Annotated in this window: 15 protein-coding genes; 1 reads left to right on the plus strand and 14 read right to left on the minus strand. The window is 63.8% G+C overall.

The genetic code is table 11. The features are described 5' to 3' along the window. Nucleotides 1-33: 33 nt before the first annotated feature. The 4 genes from ftsZ to GR138_RS01860 form a co-directional block, all read right to left on the minus strand. Nucleotides 34-1,761, minus strand: a complete 1,728-nt coding sequence (ftsZ, locus tag GR138_RS01845) for a cell division protein FtsZ (RefSeq protein ID WP_160856904.1) — start codon at nt 1,759-1,761, stop codon at nt 34-36. Between the two features lie 94 nt (nt 1,762-1,855). Then, entirely contained in the window at nt 1,856-3,187 is a 1,332-nt protein-coding gene (gene ftsA, locus GR138_RS01850) for a cell division protein FtsA (protein ID WP_160856905.1), read from the minus strand. Continuing rightward, nucleotides 3,184-4,104 carry a cell division protein FtsQ/DivIB gene (locus GR138_RS01855; RefSeq protein ID WP_160856906.1) on the minus strand — a complete coding sequence of 307 codons (921 nt, stop codon included), beginning with the start codon at nt 4,102-4,104 and terminating at the stop codon, nt 3,184-3,186. Before GR138_RS01855 ends, ftsA begins: the two co-directional genes overlap by 4 nt. Then, nucleotides 4,092-5,018: a D-alanine--D-alanine ligase gene (locus tag GR138_RS01860; RefSeq protein ID WP_160856907.1), complete on the minus strand. Its 927-nt coding sequence runs from the start codon at nt 5,016-5,018 to the stop codon at nt 4,092-4,094. Before GR138_RS01860 ends, GR138_RS01855 begins: the two co-directional genes overlap by 13 nt. A gap of 435 nt (nt 5,019-5,453) precedes the next feature. Here GR138_RS01860 and GR138_RS01865 point away from each other — a divergent pair, with 435 nt between their 5' ends. After that, nucleotides 5,454-6,758 carry an MFS transporter gene (locus GR138_RS01865; RefSeq protein WP_160856908.1) on the plus strand — a complete coding sequence of 435 codons (1,305 nt, stop codon included), beginning with the start codon at nt 5,454-5,456 and terminating at the stop codon, nt 6,756-6,758. Nucleotides 6,759-6,829: 71 nt separating this feature from the next. On the opposite strand, the gene aqpZ (GR138_RS01870) is transcribed toward GR138_RS01865, so the two are convergent. The 10 genes from aqpZ (GR138_RS01870) to GR138_RS01915 form a co-directional block, all read right to left on the minus strand. Continuing rightward, nucleotides 6,830-7,516, minus strand: a complete 687-nt coding sequence (gene aqpZ / locus GR138_RS01870; protein WP_160856909.1) for an aquaporin Z — start codon at nt 7,514-7,516, stop codon at nt 6,830-6,832. Nucleotides 7,517-7,693: 177 nt separating this feature from the next. Next, nucleotides 7,694-8,380, minus strand: a complete 687-nt coding sequence (aqpZ, locus tag GR138_RS01875; RefSeq protein WP_160856910.1) for an aquaporin Z — start codon at nt 8,378-8,380, stop codon at nt 7,694-7,696. A gap of 147 nt (nt 8,381-8,527) precedes the next feature. Further along, a complete protein-coding gene (murB, locus tag GR138_RS01880) occupies nt 8,528-9,502 on the minus strand; it encodes a UDP-N-acetylmuramate dehydrogenase (RefSeq protein WP_160856911.1) in 975 nt (324 codons plus the stop codon). Next, nucleotides 9,499-10,914, minus strand: a complete 1,416-nt coding sequence (gene murC, locus GR138_RS01885; RefSeq protein ID WP_160856912.1) for a UDP-N-acetylmuramate--L-alanine ligase — start codon at nt 10,912-10,914, stop codon at nt 9,499-9,501. The genes murB and murC overlap by 4 nt, the downstream gene beginning before the upstream one ends. Next, nucleotides 10,911-12,047 (minus strand): undecaprenyldiphospho-muramoylpentapeptide beta-N-acetylglucosaminyltransferase, encoded by a 1,137-nt coding sequence (gene murG, locus GR138_RS01890; protein ID WP_160856913.1) that lies wholly within the window; start codon nt 12,045-12,047, stop codon nt 10,911-10,913. The genes murC and murG overlap by 4 nt, the downstream gene beginning before the upstream one ends. A 9-nt stretch (nt 12,048-12,056) precedes the next feature. Beyond that, complete coding sequence (gene ftsW / locus GR138_RS01895) at nt 12,057-13,211, minus strand: putative lipid II flippase FtsW (protein WP_160856914.1); 1,155 nt, start codon at nt 13,209-13,211, stop codon at nt 12,057-12,059. 70 nt (nt 13,212-13,281) lie between these two features. Continuing rightward, nucleotides 13,282-14,679, minus strand: coding sequence for a UDP-N-acetylmuramoyl-L-alanine--D-glutamate ligase (gene murD / locus GR138_RS01900; RefSeq protein ID WP_160856915.1), 1,398 nt, complete (start codon nt 14,677-14,679; stop codon nt 13,282-13,284). A 7-nt stretch (nt 14,680-14,686) separates the two neighbouring features. Beyond that, on the minus strand, nt 14,687-15,787 hold the full coding sequence (gene mraY, locus GR138_RS01905; protein ID WP_160856916.1) for a phospho-N-acetylmuramoyl-pentapeptide-transferase: 1,101 nt from the start codon (nt 15,785-15,787) through the stop codon (nt 14,687-14,689). A 117-nt stretch (nt 15,788-15,904) separates the two neighbouring features. Continuing rightward, nucleotides 15,905-17,338: a UDP-N-acetylmuramoylalanyl-D-glutamyl-2,6-diaminopimelate--D-alanyl-D-alanine ligase gene (locus GR138_RS01910; RefSeq protein ID WP_160856917.1), complete on the minus strand. Its 1,434-nt coding sequence runs from the start codon at nt 17,336-17,338 to the stop codon at nt 15,905-15,907. Continuing rightward, a complete protein-coding gene (locus GR138_RS01915; RefSeq protein WP_160856918.1) occupies nt 17,335-18,786 on the minus strand; it encodes a UDP-N-acetylmuramoyl-L-alanyl-D-glutamate--2,6-diaminopimelate ligase in 1,452 nt (483 codons plus the stop codon). The genes GR138_RS01910 and GR138_RS01915 overlap by 4 nt, the downstream gene beginning before the upstream one ends. Nucleotides 18,787-18,816: the final 30 nt, after the last annotated feature.

Genomic DNA, 18,816 nt, shown 5'->3' on the forward strand with positions numbered 1-18,816 from the left:
CGGGCATCCTGTTACAATGCCATTCGCGTAGCGTCAGTTGGACTGGCGACGCAGGAAGGCCGGGATTTCCAGCTGGTCGTCCTCACCGAGCGAACGCGGCTGCGGGTTGGCGCGGCCGTGGTCGTCAAGCTGGCCACGGCGCGGTGCGTAGAGGCTGGCTTCCTGCGACAGCGGGCGGCGCTGCTGCTGGGCGACGGGGGCTGCTTCCTGGGCGACCGGTGCTTCTTCGTGACGGCCGAGCGACGAGGTCAGGCGCTTCAGAAGGCCCATCGGACCGCGCTCTTCCTGGTGTGCGACCGGCTGCGGAGCCGAACGGTGATCGATCTCCGCCTTCACGACCGGAGGAAAGTCCTCGATCTTCGGCATGCGCATGGTCTGCGGCTCCTGACGGATGACCGGAGCGGCAGGCTCGACGCGCTGCTGCATGACCGGAGCCGGCTGGGCCTGCGGCTGCACCGGAACCTGACGCTGGACCACCGGCGTTTCGGCCGGAGCCGAGAACAGGCGGTTCTGCAGGCGGGCTTCTTCCTGGACCTGCGCAACCGGCTGTACCGGAAGCGGACGGCTTACCGGAATGGCCAGCTCACGCTCGAGGTTTTCTTCCGAGGCGCGGATCGCTTCGGCAACCGGGTCGAAGGTCGGCTGCTGGACGATCGGCTGCTGCATGACGGGCTGCTGCTGCAGGACCGGCTGCGGAGCAGGCGCTACCGCCTGGACAGGAACGGCGGCGGACGGACGAACTACTGGCTTGCTCGGGCTGCGAAAGTCAGCATTACGTGCAGCCACCTCCGAGGCCGCGCGGTCGATACCGGTTGCAACAACGGAGACGCGGATCAAGCCTTCAAGCTCTTCGTCGAAGGTTGCGCCGAGAATGATGTTTGCGTCCGGATCGACTTCCTCGCGGATACGGGTTGCGGCTTCGTCGACTTCGAAGAGCGTGAGGTCACGGCCACCGGTGATCGAGATCAGCAGGCCCTGTGCGCCCTTCATCGAGGTTTCGTCGAGCAGCGGGTTGGCGATAGCGGCTTCTGCGGCGGCCATTGCGCGGCCTTCGCCCGAAGCTTCGCCCGTGCCCATCATGGCGCGGCCCATCTCGCGCATCACCGAGCGAACGTCGGCGAAGTCGAGGTTGATGAGGCCTTCCTTGACCATCAGGTCGGTGATGCAGGCAACACCCGAGTAGAGCACCTGGTCGGCCATCGCGAAGGCGTCGGCGAAGGTGGTCTTGTCATTGGCGATGCGGAAGAGGTTCTGGTTCGGGATGACGATCAGCGTATCGACCGACTTCTGCAACTCCAGGATACCCTCTTCGGCAAGGCGCATGCGGCGACCGCCTTCGAAGTGGAACGGCTTGGTGACGACACCGACGGTCAGGATGCCCTTGTTGCGGGCTGCCTGTGCGACGACCGGAGCAGCCCCCGTGCCCGTGCCGCCGCCCATGCCGGCGGTGACGAAGCACATATGTGTGCCGTTCAGGTGATCGATGATCTCGTCGATGCACTCTTCAGCGGCTGCACGCCCGACTTCCGGCTGCGAACCGGCGCCAAGACCTTCGGTTACCGCGACACCCATCTGGATGATCCGCGTTGCCTTGGTCATGGAAAGGGCCTGGGCATCAGTGTTGGCGACGACGAAATCAACGCCTTCGAGGCCAGCGGTGATCATGTTGTTGACAGCATTGCCGCCGCCGCCACCGACACCGAAGACGGTGATGCGGGGCTTCAGCTCAGTGATGTCCGGCTTCTGCAGCTTGATAGTCATTCCAGTGTTCCTTTCGTTTCCGGCCGCTTCGCCCAGCCGGTCTATTCACAAAACTCAGATGTCGGTCTCTTCCGGCCTGTCGCCGGAAAACCCGTCAGAAACTCTCCTTCAGCCACAGACCCATGCGGGCTATGCGGCCGTTGCCACCCGTCAGCTGCGAGAGCATGCCGCCCTGCACAGCGTGTTCTTCCAATTCCGCGACCTGCGGATAGATCATCAGGCCGACTGCCGTCGAAAAGGCCGGCCCCTTCGCCGCCGTCGGCAGGCCGGACACGCCAAGCGGGCGGCCGATGCGGACGTTGCGGGCGAGGATGCGGCGGGCGACTTCCGGCAGGCCGGTAAGCTGGCTGCCGCCGCCCGTCAGCACGATCCGCTTGCCGACGATCGGCGAGAAGCCGGAGCGCTGGATGCGGTCGCGAATGAGTTCGAGCGTCTCTTCGATGCGCGCCCGCACGATGCGGGACAGCAGCGCGCGCGGCACATGGGTCGGCTGGTCGCGGTCGTCCTCGCCGATCGGCGGGACGGTAACGATATCGCGCTCGTCGACAGCGTTCGGCAGCGCAGAACCATGCACGACCTTCAGGCGTTCGGCATCCTCGATGCGGGTCGAAAGACCACGCGCAAGGTCGGTGGTGACGTGGTGGCCGCCGAGCGAAATCGCATCGGAATGCACCAACTTGCCTTCCGCAAAGACCGAGATCGTCGTCGTGCCACCGCCCATGTCGATGCAGGCGCAGCCGAGTTCGACTTCGTCGTCAACAAGCGCCGACAGGCCGCTGGCATAGGGCGTCGCCACCATGCCCTCGACGGAGAGATGCGCACGGTTGATGCAGAGCTCGAGGTTCTTCAGCGAGGCCCGCTCGGCCGTCAGCACATGCATGTCAACGCCGAGCACGTCGCCGAACATCGAGAGCGGATCACGAATGCCGCGCTCGCCATCCAGCGAGAAGCCGGTCGGCAGCGAATGGAGGATCGCGCGGTCCTGGCGCAGCGACTGCTGTCCTGCGACGGCCAGCACCTTGCGCAGGTCGTTCGCATCGACTTCCTGGCCACCGAGATCGATAGTCGCGGTGTAGACGTCGCTTTGCAGGCGGCCGGCGGAAACGTTGACGATGAGGCTCTCGATGGTGAGGCCGGCCATGCGCTCGGCGGCATCGACGGCCAGGCGCACGACGCTTTCGACCGCATCGAGATCGGTGATGACGCCGTTCTTCACGCCGCGCGACTTCTGGTGACCGATGCCGATGACCTCGACATTGTGCGTGCGGCCCGGCAGGAGTTCACTCTCGGCACGCGGCGTCAGCCGGCCGATCATGCAGACGACCTTCGTCGAGCCGATGTCGAGGACCGAAACGACATGAGCCCGCTTGGAAGACAGCGGCTTCAGGCGGGGCAGACCGAAATGGGACGAACCGAAAATACTCATGTGCGCTTCGCTGCTTTCTTGAGGTCCTTTGCCCGTTGCTCGACCGCCGCATTGCGGCGTTCCAGCGCGCCTTCCGTCAGGCGGACCGTCGTACGGTCCTCCAGCCGGAGATCGACAGCCGCGACATCCCGTTCCAAGAGCCCCTGCTCCGCTTCCAGCGTCGCCAGCACGTCCATGGCGCGCGGTACGTTCATCTCCGGCAGCTTCACGACGATGCCATTGTCGAGGCGCAGGTCCCAGCGGCGTCCGGCGACCCGGATATAGGCCTTCACCCGCGACTTGATTTCCGGCCAATTGTCGAACTCGTCGGCAAAACCGGCGGCGGCGGTCTCGGCATCGCGACCAACAAACAGCGGCAGCTTGGAGAACTTGTTGTCACGTAGCGGCGCGATCACGCTGCCGTTCTTCTCGATGAGCGACAGGTCGGTACCATGCTGCCAGATGGCGAAGGCCTCGCGCTCCTTCAGCGCAATCTCGATCGTGCCCGGATAGATCTTGCGGACGGAGACGTCCTCGACCCAGGGAAGATCCGAAAGCTTCTGGCGCGCTTCCTTGACATCGAGGGCGACCAGCGAGGTCGTACCGTCGAGGCCGAGGCGTTCGAGGATATCGATCTCCGACGTCTCGCGGTTGCCGGAAACCTTTACGTCCTCGATGGCAAAGCCGATCGCCGTGGTCGAGGCCTGCGCGAAATCCTGCGAGTGGCCGCCAAGCGACATGCCATAGAGGCCTGTCGAGCCGAGAAAAAGCACGGTTGCCACGCTGCCCGAATGGCGCGGGATATGAACACGGCCAGCCGCAAGGCTGACCAGGAAGCGCACGATCCGGCGCAACGGGCGTGGCAGCACGCGGCCGGTTTCCGTGTCCGGAAGCCCGACGGGGCGCAGCCTGCTCTTCTTGGCGCTCAACGCAAACACGACGCGTCCTCCACCATCCACCTCAAGAATTCACCAAACGAATGGCCGGCATGGACGGCCATTTCGGGCACCAGGGAGGTAGGGGTCATGCCGGGCTGGGTGTTGACCTCCAGCCATACAAGCTCGCCAGTCTCGGAGAAACGATCGTCGTAGCGGAAGTCGGAACGGCTGACGCCACGGCACCCGATCGCTTGATGCGCCTTGAGGGAGAGTGTTTGTATTTTTTGGTAAATATTTGGTGAAATTTGCGCCGGAATGACGTGTTTCGAGCCGCCTTTCACGTATTTGGAATCATAGTCATAGAAGGCGTGTCCTTGCGGCACCACTTCCGTGACGCCGAGCGCCACGTCACCCATCACGCCGCAGGTGAGCTCACGCCCATAGATGTAGCGCTCGACCATGACGCTATCGCCATAGCGCCACTCCGAGGAGGTGATGATCTGCGGCGGATGCGACTGGTCTTCCTTGACCATGACGACGCCGAACGAGGAGCCCTCGCGGACCGGCTTCACCACATAGGGCGGCTTCATCGGATGCGCGGAGGTGAAGTCGAATCGGCTCATCAGGCGCTGTTCGGCGACGGGAATGCCCGCAGCCTTCGCGATGATCTTCGCCTGCGCCTTGTCCATGGCAAGCGCCGAGGCCAGCACGCCGGAATGAGTATAGGGGATTTCGAGAAATTCGAGGATGCCCTGGATCGTGCCGTCTTCACCGAAGGGGCCGTGCAGGGCATTGAAGGCGACATCCGGCTTCAGTTCGGCGAGCACGCTGGCAATGTCGTGGCCGACATCGACACGCGTGACCTGGTAGCCCTCGGCCTCAAGCGCGTCGGCGCAGGCATTCCCCGACGAAAGGCTCACCGGCCGTTCCGACGAAAAACCACCCATCAGCATCGCGACATGCTTTACGCTCATAGAACCCCCAACTGTATTCCGCACACTGCCCTCCGTCGCTTGCGCGGACCTGATTTGCTCGACCGGTCCGACTCGACGAGCGAGATGGGACCACTAGAGCGCCATTAAGGTTAACGAAGCGTTTACTTTCATTAACCTGACCCGGCTCAGGACAAATTTTCCTGTGTCGAATCAAAACTGCACTTCGATTCCTCTTCTGGAATCAGAGAGTTGCAACTGGCGCAAGAGCAGCGGTTAAATTCAGCACCTTCGAATACGCAATCCGGGCGGCAGCACCGGGGCGCAGCGTTCGTAAACGAAGGGCTTTGCAGCAAGCACGAAAAGTACGATTTTTCGGCCGCGAACGTACTTTAATTGTTTCATTGACCGATAGGTTGGCGTATCAGACCCCCGCTGCCTCCCAAGACGGCACAAGAAAATCAGAAAGGCACCCCCATGAGTGACACACTCGCTTCCGGGTCGCCGACCGCACCGCATGCCAACCGCGCCGGGCTCAATTCCCCGGCTCGCGTTCTCTTTGCAAGCCTGGTCGGTACGACCATCGAATTCTTCGATTTCTACGTCTACGCAACAGCCGCCGTGCTCGTTTTCCCGACGCTGTTTTTCCCGAACAGCGACCCGACGACGGCACTGCTGGCCTCCTTTGCAACCTTCTCCATCGCCTTCTTCGCCCGTCCGCTCGGCGCCATCGTGTTCGGCCACTATGGCGACCGTGTCGGCCGCAAGACGACACTTGTCGCGGCACTGCTGACCATGGGCGTCTCGACCGTGATCATCGGCCTCCTGCCCTCCTACGAAACCATTGGCGTGCTCGCGCCGCTGCTCTTGGCGCTTTGCCGCTTCGGTCAAGGTTTCGGTCTTGGCGGCGAATGGGGTGGCGCGGTCCTGCTCGCCACGGAAAATGCCCCGCCCGGCAAGCGTAGCTGGTACGGCATGTTCCCGCAGCTCGGCGCGCCCGTCGGCCTCTTCCTGTCTTCCGGCGTGTTCTGGCTGCTGCTGCATGTCATGCCGCAGGAATCGCTGCTGGCCTGGGGCTGGCGCGTGCCCTTCATCGCCTCGATCATCCTGATTGCGGTCGGCCTGTGGGTCCGCCTGTCGATCACCGAAACGCCGGCGTTCCAGAAGGCCATCGAAAAGCAGGAACGGGTCGACGTGCCGGTGGTCGAGCTCTTCCGCAACCACAAGCGCAGCCTCGTGCTTGGCACCTTTGTGGCGCTCGCGACCTTCGTGCTGTTCTATATCGGCTCGGCTTATCTGCTGTCCTACAACATCAAGGTTCTCGGCATCCCGTTCGTCGAGGCGCTCGAAGTCCAGCTCCTGGGTTCCGTGCTGTTCGGTATCTTCATCCCGATCGCCGGCAAGCTGGCGGAAAAATTCGGCCGCCGCGAGGTACTGATCGCCACCACGGTGCTGATCGGCATCTTCTCGTTCTTCCTGCCCGGCCTGATGACCAGCGGCGAGACCGCCATCTTCGTCTTCGTCATCCTCGCGATGGCGCTGATGGGCATGACCTACGGCCTGATCGGCACGGCGCTCGCCGCCCCCTTCCCCACCAAGGTGCGCTACACCGGCTCGTCGATCACCTTCAACTTCGCCGGCATCTTCGGTGCGTCGCTTGCACCGTACATCGCGACATGGCTGCAGGCGAACTACGGCATGACCTATGTCGGCTACTACCTCGGCATCGCCGCGCTCATCACGCTGGCGTGCATCCTGCTTTCGGGCAAGGAAGAGGTCTGAGCCGTAAAAGGCTCCAATAAAAAACCCGCCGTGTCGCCACGGCGGGTCTTTTTTATGGGCGGATCAGCCGATCAATCGTTTTCGCCGACGACCTTCCAGATCACCGCGCCAATGACGGCGCCGACGATCGGAGCAACCCAGAACAGCCATAGCTGCGAGAGCGCCGCCGTCTCGGCAAAGAACGCCACACCGGTCGAACGGGCCGGGTTCACCGACGTATTGGTGACCGGGATCGATACGAGATGGATCAGCGTCAGGCCGAGGCCGATGGCAATCGGCGCGAAGCCGACCGGGGCGCGGCCATGGGTGGAACCGAGGATGATGATGAGGAAGAATGCCGTCAGCACCACTTCGGCAACGAGCGCCGCGGTCAGCGAATAGCCACCCGGCGACAGGTCGCCATAACCATTCGAGGCAAAGCCGCCCGCCTGATAGCCTGCCTTGCCGGAGGCGATCAGATAGAGCACGGCAGCCGCCACAATCGCGCCGACGACCTGCGCCACGATATAGGGCACGAGGCTTGATGCCGGGAACTTCCCGGCAACCGTCAGGCCCACGGAAACGGCCGGATTGAAATGGCCACCGGAAATGCCGCCGACCGTATAGGCCATGGTGAGGACCGTGAGGCCGAAGGCGAAAGAGACCCCGACAAAACCGATCCCGAGTCCCGGAAAGCCGGCAGCGAGCACGGCACTGCCGCAACCACCGAAGACGAGCCAGAACGTACCGAGAAATTCGGCAGAAAGCTTTTTGAACATGAATGCCCCCTGATCAAAAACCCCGCTGGAGCGAGGCTGAGTCGCGCAACCATCGCGCGACCGAGCATACCATGCCCTAAACTTCCTTGAATGGAGGCTGAACGAAATTCGAAATTTGCGAAAACTCTAATTAAGCAGACAATTTCTTCGTCGCCGGCAGTCTCCTTCCCCTCCCGATCAATCGTTTTCGCCGACCACCTTCCAGATCAGCGCGCCGATGACGGCGCCGAGAATCGGGGCAAGCCAGAACAGCCAGAGCTGCGAGAGCGCCGCCGTCTCGGCAAAGAACGCGACACCCGTCGAGCGGGCCGGGTTCAACGACGTGTTCGTTATCGGGATCGAAACGAGAAGGATCACCGTCAGGCTGAGGCCGATGACGACGGGCGCAAAGTCCGTCGCGGCGCGCCGATGGGTCGAGCCGAGAATGATGAAGAGGAAGAGCGCCATCAACACCACTTCGGCGACAAAGCCCGCCGTCAGCGAATAGCCGCCGGGAGAGAGATCGCCATAGCCGTTCGACGCAAAGCCGCCCGCGTGGAAACTCGCCGTGCCGGACGCAATGAGATAAAGCACCGCTCCCGCCGCTGTCGCGCCCGCCACCTGCGCCGCCACATAGGCTGGGATATCTGCGGCAGGGAATTTTCCGGCAACCGCCAGGCCGACGGAAACGGCCGGGTTCATGTGCCCGCCGGAAATGCCGCCGATCGCATAGATCATGGCCATCAGCGCCAGCCCGGCGGCCAGTGACACACCCACAAGGCCGATGCCGATCTCCGGAAGGGTGGCCGCCAGCACACCGCTGCCGCAGCCGCAGAAGACAAGCCAGAACGTGCCAATGAACTCGGCGGAGAGTTTTTTGAACATGAATACCCCATCCACCCCGCACAGCGGGGTTCGTCGCGCGGCGAGCGCGCGATCTCACACAGTTTTTGAAAAACTTGCCTGATGGGGGAGAGGGAGTGGCGCGACGTCCGCAGACGCCCGCGAACTCCCCAGCAAGATGACGACGGATCAGGCCGTTGCGCGGCCGAGGAATTCCTTCACCTGGTAGCCCGGCATGAAATTGCCGAGGCGCTTGATTTCCCATTGCAACGCGATGCCGGAATGTTCCAGCACACGGCTGCGCACCGTCTCACCGAGATATTCGAGCTCATAGCCCGTTGCCTGCCCGGTGTTGATCATGAAATTGCAATGCATCGGCGACATCTGCGCGCCGCCGATCATCAGGCCGCGGCAGCCGGCCTCGTCGATCAGCTTCCAGGCGGAATGACCTTCCGGATTCTTGAAGGTCGAGCCGCCTGTCTTTTCCCGGATCGGCTGGACGGTTTCGCGGTGCTGACGCACCGCATCCATCCTGGCGCGGATCTCGGTCTTGTCGCCGGCCTGCCCCTGGAAGACGGCATGGGTGAAGATCAGGTCCTTGGCGGCCGTGGACTGGCGGTAGCTGTAGCCCATGTCCGCATTGGAGAGTACATGTTGGTTGCCCTTGCGGTCAACGGCATGCACCTCGACGACGAGGTCCTTGGTCTCGCCACCATTGGCGCCGGCATTCATGCGCAGCGCGCCGCCGATGGCCCCGGGAATGCCGTAGTAGAACTCGAAATCGGCAATGCCGTGATCAAGCGCCATGGCGGCGATGTTCTTGTCCGGGCAGATGCCGCCGGCCTTGATGCGGTTCTCACCGACGAGCTCGACATCGCCGAACCCCTTGGCCGACAGGCGGATCACGATACCCGGAATGCCACCGTCGCGAACAAGCAGGTTCGAGCCGACGCCGATGACGGTGAGCGGAACCTCTTCCGGTACGATTTTGAGGAAGGTGGCGAGGTCATCGACGTCATGCGGATGGAACATCAGCTCGGCAAGGCCACCGGCACGGAACCAGGTGACTCGATCCATCGGCGCATCAGGCGTCAGGCGCCCGCGGACCTGGCTGATCCCCTCACCCAACGACGCCAGAAGTTTCTCACCATCGACCTGCTTCATGCCACCTGCCCCGAAATGCCCGCCAGTTCCTTCGGCAGCGTCTGCGCCCAATACGTGATACTGCCAGCCCCCAAGAGAACCACAAAGTCACCCGGCTTTGCAATGCCGGCGACGATCCCGGCCAATGCTTCCGGCGACGGCAGCAAACGCGCGTCGCGATGACCGCCGGATTTGATGCGCGAAACCAGCTCTTCCGCCGTCACACCGTCGATCGGGTCCTCGCCCGCCGCATAGATCGGCGCGATCATGATCGTGTCGGCATCGTTGAAGCAGCCGGCGAATTCCTCAAACAGGCTCGCCACGCGGCTGTAGCGGTGCGGCTGGTGAACGGCGATGATCCGGCCAGAGCAGGCCTCACGCGCCGCGCGCAGCACAGCCTTGATCTCGACCGGGTGATGGCCGTAGTCGTCATAGACGCTGACGCCGTTCCAGGTGCCGGTCAGCGTGAAGCGGCGCTTGACACCACCGAAACCCGCCAGCCCCTTGGCGATCGCCTCCGGCGACATGCCGAGGCGCTGGGCGACGGCAATGGCGGCCGTCGCGTTGGAGACGTTGTGGCGGCCCGGCATCGGCAGGCGCAGGTCCTTCAGCGAAATCACCTGGCCGGTGCGGCGACGGCGGATTTCCACGTCGAAGACCGAGGTCGCGCCATCCATACGGATATTGGAAAAGCGCACGTCGGCCTGCGGGTTCTCGCCATAGGTGATGACCTTGCGGTCCTCAATGCGGCTGACCATGGCCTGCACTTCCGGATGGTCGAGGCACATCACGCCGAAACCATAGAACGGCACGTTCTCGACGAACTGGCGGAAGGCCGCGCGCACGGCGTCGAAATTGCCGTAGTGGTCGAGATGCTCAGGGTCGATGTTGGTGACGACGGCGATGTCGGCCGGCAGCTTCAGGAAGGTGCCGTCCGATTCGTCGGCCTCCACCACCATCCACTCGCCCGCGCCCATGCGGGCATTGGTGCCATAGGCATTGATGATGCCGCCATTGATGACGGTCGGGTCGAGCCCGCCCGCTTCGAGCAGCGTCGCGACCATCGAGGTGGTCGTCGTCTTGCCATGCGTGCCGCCGATGGCAATCGCATTGCGGAAGCGCATCAGTTCGGCCAGCATTTCGGCCCGCCGCACGACCGGCAGCAGCTTTTCGCGCGCCGCGATGAGTTCCGGGTTGCTCTTCTTGATGGCGGTCGAGACCACCACGACTTCGGCATCGCCCAGGTTTTCCGCCGCATGGCCGACGAAGACCTCGATGCCCTTTTCACGCAGCCGCTGCACATTGGCGCTGTCGGCCTGATCGGAGCCCTGAACCTTGTGGCCGAGATTGTGCAGCACTTCGGCAATACCGCTCATGCCGATGCCGCCAATGCCGATGAAATGAACGAGCCCTATGCTCTGCGGCATCTTCATGGCCGTTCTCCCTTGAATTGTGCGCCCTTAAACTGTGCAATGGGCTTTCCGCCCGCAATAGCCTCAACCATCAAGGCGAGCAAGCGCGCGGCATCCGGTTTGCCCGCCTTTCTGGCATTCGCGGCCATGGTCGCCATGCCGGCCGGGTCGTGCATCGCCTTGGAAACGATCTTGGCCAGGCGCTCCGTCGAAAGCTCCGCCTGCGGGATGACCTTTGCCCCGCCGCCGGATGCCAGTGCCGCGGCATTCGCCGCCTGGTCGTGATCCAGAGCATAGGGATAGGGCACGAGGATGGCCGGACGGCCGATCACCGAGACTTCTGAAACGGTCGAGGCGCCGGAACGGCTGATAACCAGATGGGCATGGCCGATGCGCGACGCCATGTCGGTGAAGAAGGGCGAAACGTCGGCGGGAATGCCGAGATCGGCATAGGTCCGAACGACCTCGTCGCTATCTTCCGGCCGCGCCTGCTGGGTGATCTTCAGCCGTGAACGGTCAGCGGGTTCCATCGCGGCAATCGCCGAGGGGATAGCCTTCGAAAAGAACTGCGCGCCCTGGCTGCCACCAAAGACGACGAGGCGGAATTCACCATCCGTCGAGGCTTCATAGGCAAGGGCCGCGGCCTCAAGCACGGCCGGACGCACCGGATTGCCCGTCGTCACGGTCTTTGCCGCATATTGCCCGCCGGTCTCCGGCAGGAAGCCGCCGGCAATCGCCTTGACGCGGTTGGCCAGCGCCTTGTTGGCGCGGCCCATTACGGCGTTCTGCTCGTGGATCATCGATGGAATGCCCATGCCGGTCGCGGCGAGAAGCGGCGGCACGGTCGGATAGCCGCCAAAGCCGACGACGACCTTCGGCTTCAGCCGCGCCATCAGCTTGCGGGCGACACGAATGCCTTTCCACAGCGTAAAAAGCGACCGCGCGACGCTGACCGGGTTCTTCGAGCCGATCGTCGCAGAGGGAACCACATGGATCTCATCCGCCGGGAATTTACCGGCAAATCGCTCGGCGCGGCTGTCGGTGACGAGATGCACGGACCAGCCGCCGGCCTTCAGCTCGTGCGCCAGCGCCTCTGCGGGAAAGAGATGGCCGCCGGTACCACCGGCGGCGAGAAGAACGATGCCTTTGTCCATTCGGACTCCTTATTCGGCAGGCGCGACGATACCACCGCGAAAGAGGCTGCGCTCCGAGGCGCGCTTTTCCGGGCGATGGCGGGTCAGCGCCAGGATGAAGCCGGCCGTCACGCAGATCGCGATCATCGACGAACCGCCGTACGAGATCAGCGGCAGCGTCATGCCCTTGGCCGGCAGAAGTTCGAGGTTCACACCGATATTGATCATCGACTGCGTGCCGAGCTGCAGCACGAGGCCCGCGACGGCGAAGCGCGTGAAATCGTTGCGCTCCTTGAAGGCGTGATTGAGGCCGCGCATCACCACGAAGGCGAAGATCATGACGATAACCATGCAGAAGAGGATGCCGAACTCTTCCGCCGCGACAGAGAAGATGAAGTCGGTATGGCTGTCCGGGATGATGCGCTTGACGGTGCCTTCACCGGGGCCCTGGCCGAACCAGTCGCCGCGGATGATGGCCTCGCGCGCCGTATCCATCTGGAACGTGTCGCCCTCGCCGGTCATGAACTTGTCGATACGCCCCGCCACGTGCGGCAGGAACGTATAGGCCGTCAGCAGGCCGCCGACGGCTGCACCTCCGAGCACGATGATCCAGAGCCACGGCATGCCGGCCATGAAGAACATGCCGCCCCAGACGGCCGCCGTAAGGATCGTCTGACCAAGGTCCGGCTGGGCCACCAACAGGGCCGCAACGATGCCGAACAGGATGATCGCAAAGAGGTTGCCGGGAATTTCCGGCTGGCGCGCATGCTCGGCAAACAGCCAGGCGCAGATGATCACGAAAGCCGGTTTCATGAACTCCGAGGGCTGGATGGAGAAGCTGCCGATCGAAATCCAGCGCCGCGAGCCCTTGACCTCGACGCCGAAGAACAGCGCGAGCACCATGGCCGCAAGCGAAATCACCAGAAGAATCATCGCCGCACGGCGTACCTGCCGCGGCGACATGAAGGAGATGCCGAACATCACCGCGATCGCCGGCAGCAGGAACACCGCATGGCGCTTCACAAAGTGAAAGCTGTCGAGGCCGAGACGCTCGGCCACCGGCGGGCTTGCCGCGAAGGACAACATGAAACCCAGCCCCATCAGCAGGATGAAGGCCGCGAGGAAGAACCGGTCTATCGTCCAGAACCAGTCCGCCAATGCACCACGTTCGGCACGACTAACCATGTCTCTTTCCTCTGTTTCCTTGCAGTTCCGAACGCAAACCGCCGCATGCGTCTGCCGGAACCGCTCTCGTCTAAACCTCGACCAGCATGGACACGCCGGGCAGCGCCGCGACATGTTTCACGAAGGCATCGCCTCTGACCTCAAAGTTCTTGTACTGGTCGAAGCTTGCGCAAGCCGGGGACAGCAGAACGGCGACGGGACCGGCGCCATCCTTTCCGGCATCCGCCGCCGCATCTTCCACAGCCCGCTCCAGCGTTCCCGACAGGACATGAGGCACCGCGGTCCCCAGCGTCGCCGCAAAGTCGGGCGCCGCCTGGCCGATGAGATAGGCCTTGGCGATCTTCGGGAAGAAGTCGCCGAGCGTCGAGATGCCACCTTCCTTCGGAACGCCGCCGGCGATCCAGTAGATGCGGTCGAAACTCGACAGCGCCGGTGCTGCGGCATCGGCATTGGTCGCCTTGGAATCGTTGACGAACAGCACCTCGCCCTTGCGGCCGACCGGCTGCATGCGATGCTTCAGGCCGGGGAACGAGGCAAGCCCGGCGCGGATGTCCGGCTCGCTGACGCCCACCGCAAGGCAGGCGCCGACAGCGGCTGCCGCGTTCTGGGCATTGTGACTGCCGCGCAAGGTCTGGATGGACGAAAGATCGGCGATTTCGCGCGCTGCCCCGGCCTGCGCCAGGATGAGGCGGGAACCATCCGCGTAAATACCGTCGGCGAGCACGTTGCGCTTCGAAATGCGCATGACCTTGGTGCCGGCCCGTTCGATGCGATCGGCGATCCGCTCGCAATAGCTGTCATCGACACCGACGATCGCTGTGCTGCTCGCCGCAACCAGCCGCTCCTTGACGTCGGCATAGTGCTCCATCGAGCCATGACGATCGAGATGGTCGGGTGTGAGGTTCAAGAGGATGCCGGCCGACGGGTTCAGCGTCGGCGCGAGATCGATCTGGTACGACGAGCACTCGACCACATAGAAGCGGCCGGCCTTCGGCGGATCGAGCGTCAAAACAGCCGTGCCGATATTGCCGCCGAGCTGCGTGTCGCGCCCGCTCGCCTTCAGGATATGGGCGATCAGCGCCGTGGTGGTCGACTTGCCGTTCGTGCCGGTAATGGCGATGAAGGGGCAATCGGGTGCATGCGCCCGACGTTCGCGCGCAAAAAGCTCGACATCGCCGATCACCTCGACGCCCGCGGCGCGCGCAAGATCGGCGCTCCAATGCGGCTTCGGATGGGTGAGCGGCACACCGGGCGACAACACCAGCGCATCGATGCCCGTCCAGTCGAGCGTGCGCAGGTCGCCGGTTTTCACACCTGCGGCAGCGGCGTTCTCGACGCTCGCAGCGCTGTCGTCCCAGGCAGTGACATCCGCACCGCCGGCGGCAAGCGCCATCGCCGTCGCAAGGCCTGAGCCGCCGAGCCCGAAGAGCGCGACGGTCTTTCCCTTGAAGGTGCTGACGGGGATCATGGTCGGCTCACCGCAGCTTCAGCGTGGAGAGGCCGACCAGCGCCAGCACGACGGCGATGATCCAGAAGCGCACGACGACCTGGCTTTCCGTCCAGCCCTTCTTTTCGAAATGGTGGTGGATCGGCGCCATCAGGAAGACGCGCTTGCCGGTGAGCTTGAACGAGCCGACCTGGATGATGACCGACAGCGTCTCGATCACGAAGAGACCGCCGATGATCGCCATGACGATTTCGTGCTTGGTCGCGACCGCAACCGTGCCGATCAGGCCACCGAGCGCCAGCGAGCCGGTATCGCCCATGAAGATGGCGGCCGGCGGCGCATTGAACCACAGGAAGCCGAGGCCGGCGCCGATGACTGCGCCAAGCACGACGGCAAGCTCGCCGGTGCCGGGCACGAAATGGATCTGCAGGTAGTTCGAGAAGACCGCGTTACCGGCGAGGTAGGCAATCACGCCGAACGAGGCGGCGGAAATCATCACCGGGACGGTGGCGAGGCCGTCGAGGCCATCCGTCAGGTTCACCGCGTTTCCGGCTGCGACGATGACGAAGCCGCCGAAAAACACGAAGAAGAAGCCGAGATTGAACAACAGGTCCTTGGCGAACGGAAAGGCGATCGAGGAACCGAAGGTCGAGCCGTGGGGTCCGGCCGAAAGCGAGGCGCGCATCATGAAGTAGGTCGCAGCACCCGCGATGAGAAATTCGAGGCCGAGGCGGGCCTTGCCGGAAAAGCCCTTGTCCGTCTGTTTCGTCACCTTGAGGTAGTCGTCGTAGAAGCCGATCGCACCAAAGCCGAGCGTCACGAGCAGCGTCGCGACGACATAGACGTTGGAGAGGTCAGCCCAGAGCAGCGCGCTGCCGACGATACCAGCGAGAATCATCAGGCCGCCCATGGTCGGCGTGCCGGCCTTCTTGAAATGGGTCTGCGGACCGTCCGCGCGGATCGGCTGGCCCTTGCCCTGGCGGATGCGCAGCGAGGCGATGATCATCGGCCCGAACAGGAAGACGATCGTTGCCGAGGTGAACAGCGCAGCGCCCGTCCGGAAGGTAATATAACGAAACAGGTTGAACACCTGAACGGTGTCAGCCAGCTCGACGAGCCAAAGCAGCATTGTCACCCTTTCCCCAAAAGGTTCCCCAAGTCATCCGCGGCGTGACGGGCCGACGGACAGAGAAGCAAATTCCATAAAAGAGAAGGTCCGGCGGACATCTGCCCGGCCGAACCCCTCTCAACTCTCGCGTTCCCTCTCCGAGAACGCCGGATATTTGTCAAGCAGGGCGGCCACGATGCGGCTGAATCCCGTGCCTTTCGACGATTTCACGACGACAACGTCACCCGCGCGCACCGCGCCAAGCGCAAAGGCGGCCAGCTCGTCCGCCGTCTCGCGATACTCCCGCTCAACGCCTTCCGGCAACGCATCCCTGAGCGCCGCCATATCGGGACCACCGAGCCAGACATCACCAATGCCCGCTTCGACAAGCGGCTCGGCAAGGCCGGCATGAACGGCCTGCGAATGCTCACCCATTTCCAGCATGTCGCCGAGCACCGCGATGCGCCGGCCGCCGTCCTGTGGTTCGGCATCGCGCAGAAGCGCGATCGCAGCCCGCATCGAGGCGGGGTTGGCATTGTAGCTTTCATCGATCAGTGTGAACCAGCCGCCATCCTTGGCCAGCCGGTAGCGCCGCCCCCGGCCCTTTTCCGCCTGCATGGTGGCAAGCCCGGCCATCGCCTTCTCGATGTCGCCACCGGCAAGGTGCACGGCACCCAGAACGGCAACGGCATTTTCGGCAATGTGCCGGCCGGGCGCGCCCATCGGCACTTCTAGCGTCTGCCCGCCGACTGCGGCTCTGAGCAGGCTGCCCTCGCCGTTCGCAATGAAATCGAGCAGTCGGAATTCGGCACTCGGATCAGCACCGAAACTGTGGATATGCGAGACGCCAGCCGCCTGTGCGGCCGCTTCAAGGAAAGCGAACTGTTCGTTGTCGCGGTTGAGAAGCGCATGGCCACCCGGCACGACACCTTCGAAAATCTCCGCCTTGGCAGCCGCGATTTCTTCCAGGTCGCGGAAGTTGCCGAGATGGGCCGGCGCGATCGTCGTGACGATCGCCACATGCGGACGCACCATGGCGACCAGCGGGCGGATCTCGTTGGCATGGTTCATGCCGATTTCGAAGATGCCGTAGTCGGTGGTTTCCGGCATGCGCGCGAGTGTCAGCGGCACGCCCCAATGGTTGTTGAAGGAGGCGACCGAGGCATGCACGCTGCCGGAGGGCGCAAGCGCCTGGCGCAGCATCTCCTTCGTCGTCGTCTTGCCGACGGAGCCGGTAACCGCGATGATTCGTGCCGCCGTGCGGTCACGCGCCGCGCAGCCGAGATCGACCAGCGCCTGAAGCACATCCGGCACCACGATCATCGGCGTGACGAGACGACCGAGCGCCGGCAGCTTGCCCTCGGCGACCACGAGCAGCCCCGCGCCATTGGCCACGGCAAAGCTCGCGAAATCATGGCCGTCGACGCGATCCCCCTTGATGGCGAAGAAGGCTTCGCCGGGCGCGATCGCCCGGCTGTCGATGGAAATGCCGGTGATGCCTTGCGGCAGGTTGCCGATGGGGCGGCCGTGCAGGGCCGCAACGAGATCAGCGCTGGTCCAGAGCCATTTCACCGGTCGAGTTCCTCCAGTGCCTTGCGCAGTTCGGCATGGTCGGAGAACGGCAACGTTACCGAGCCGACGGTCTGCCCCTCCTCATGCCCCTTGCCGGCGACGATCAGCGTATCACCGGACTGCAACATGCCGACGGCGCTGCGGATCGCCTCTGCGCGGTCGCCGATTTCGGTCGCGCCTTGTGCCGCAGCCATGATCTCCGAACGAATGACCTCAGGCACCTCGGAGCGCGGATTGTCGTCGGTGACGATGACCACATCGGCCAGCCGCGTGGCGATCTCGCCCATGATCGGCCGCTTGCCCTTGTCGCGATCGCCGCCGCAACCGAAGACCACGATGACACGGCCGGTCGTGAAGGGGCGCACCGAGGTCAGTACGTTTTCCAGCGCATCCGGCTTGTGGGCGTAGTCGACATAGGCGAGCGCGCCGTTCTTCGCGTGGCCGACCAGTTCAAGGCGGCCGGCGGCACCGATGAGCTTTTCAAGCGCGGCCATCGCGACAGCCGCGGGAACCCCGGTCGACATGGCAAGACCTGCCGCGACCAGCGCATTCGCCACCTGAAAATCGCCGGCGAGCGGAATGTGCACTTCAAAAATGTCGTCGCCGACATGGACCTCGGCCGTCTGCTTGTGGCGGAAATGCTCAACGCGCTTCAGTGCGAGATAATCGCCCTTGCGGCCGACCGTGCGCACGTCGAGCCCGGCCTTGCGCGCCGCATCGATGGCCACACCCGACCACTCGTCGTCGGCATAGATGACGGCCGGCGCGCCCTTCGGCAGCAGCGAATCGAACAGCCGCATCTTCGAGGCCATGTAGTGCTCGACCGTCGGATGGTAATCCATGTGGTCGCGGCCAAGATTGGTGAAGGCGGCCGCCGCAAGCTTCACGCCGTCGAGGCGCGATTGGTCGAGACCGTGGCTGGAGGCTTCCATGGCGGCGTGAGTAACGCCCGCATCGGCGAGTTCAGCCAGCAATTCATGCAGCGACACCGGATCGGGCGTCGTCAGCGAACCATAGTCGTTGCGGCCGGGCGCGACCACACCGGTGGTGCCGATCATCGCAGCCGCATGACCGGCATGCGCCCAGATCTGGCGGGTGAAGGAGGCGACGGAGGTCTTCCCGGCCGTGCCGGTGACGGCGACCATGGTTTCCGGCTGGCGGCCGTAGAAACGGGCAGCGGCCAGCGCCAGGAAGCGGCGCGGTTGCGCTACGGCAATGACCGGAACCGAGGCATCGACCGCAGCACCCTCGGCAACGACGACGGCGGCGGCACCACGGGAGACGGCATCGGCGACAAAGGCGCTACCATCGGCCTTGGTACCGGACAGAGCAACGAAAAGATCCCCCGGCCTCACCTTCCGGCTGTCACTCGCAATGCCGCTGACGTCTATCGTGGCTGCGGCGTTCGAGGGGTCGATGTCGGGTCCGGTGAGGTCGCTGATCTTCATTGTCGCTCTGCTGCTTTCTGTTGGCAGCCG

The organism is Shinella kummerowiae, from assembly GCF_009827055.1.
In the GTDB taxonomy this organism is placed as follows: domain Bacteria; phylum Pseudomonadota; class Alphaproteobacteria; order Rhizobiales; family Rhizobiaceae; genus Shinella; species Shinella kummerowiae.

Coding starts and splice junctions, on each gene's coding strand:
- ftsZ (WP_160856904.1), bottom strand. CDS start 1,761: ATGACTATCAAGCTGCAGAAGCCGGACATCACTGAGCTGAAGCCCCGC.
- ftsA (WP_160856905.1), bottom strand. CDS start 3,187: ATGAGTATTTTCGGTTCGTCCCATTTCGGTCTGCCCCGCCTGAAGCCG.
- GR138_RS01860 (WP_160856907.1), bottom strand. CDS start 5,018: ATGAGCGTAAAGCATGTCGCGATGCTGATGGGTGGTTTTTCGTCGGAA.
- GR138_RS01865 (WP_160856908.1), top strand. CDS start 5,454: ATGAGTGACACACTCGCTTCCGGGTCGCCGACCGCACCGCATGCCAAC.
- aqpZ (WP_160856909.1), bottom strand. CDS start 7,516: ATGTTCAAAAAGCTTTCTGCCGAATTTCTCGGTACGTTCTGGCTCGTC.
- aqpZ (WP_160856910.1), bottom strand. CDS start 8,380: ATGTTCAAAAAACTCTCCGCCGAGTTCATTGGCACGTTCTGGCTTGTC.
- murB (WP_160856911.1), bottom strand. CDS start 9,502: ATGAAGCAGGTCGATGGTGAGAAACTTCTGGCGTCGTTGGGTGAGGGG.
- murC (WP_160856912.1), bottom strand. CDS start 10,914: ATGAAGATGCCGCAGAGCATAGGGCTCGTTCATTTCATCGGCATTGGC.
- murG (WP_160856913.1), bottom strand. CDS start 12,047: ATGGACAAAGGCATCGTTCTTCTCGCCGCCGGTGGTACCGGCGGCCAT.
- ftsW (WP_160856914.1), bottom strand. CDS start 13,211: ATGGTTAGTCGTGCCGAACGTGGTGCATTGGCGGACTGGTTCTGGACG.
- murD (WP_160856915.1), bottom strand. CDS start 14,679: ATGATCCCCGTCAGCACCTTCAAGGGAAAGACCGTCGCGCTCTTCGGG.
- mraY (WP_160856916.1), bottom strand. CDS start 15,787: ATGCTGCTTTGGCTCGTCGAGCTGGCTGACACCGTTCAGGTGTTCAAC.
- GR138_RS01915 (WP_160856918.1), bottom strand. CDS start 18,786: ATGAAGATCAGCGACCTCACCGGACCCGACATCGACCCCTCGAACGCC.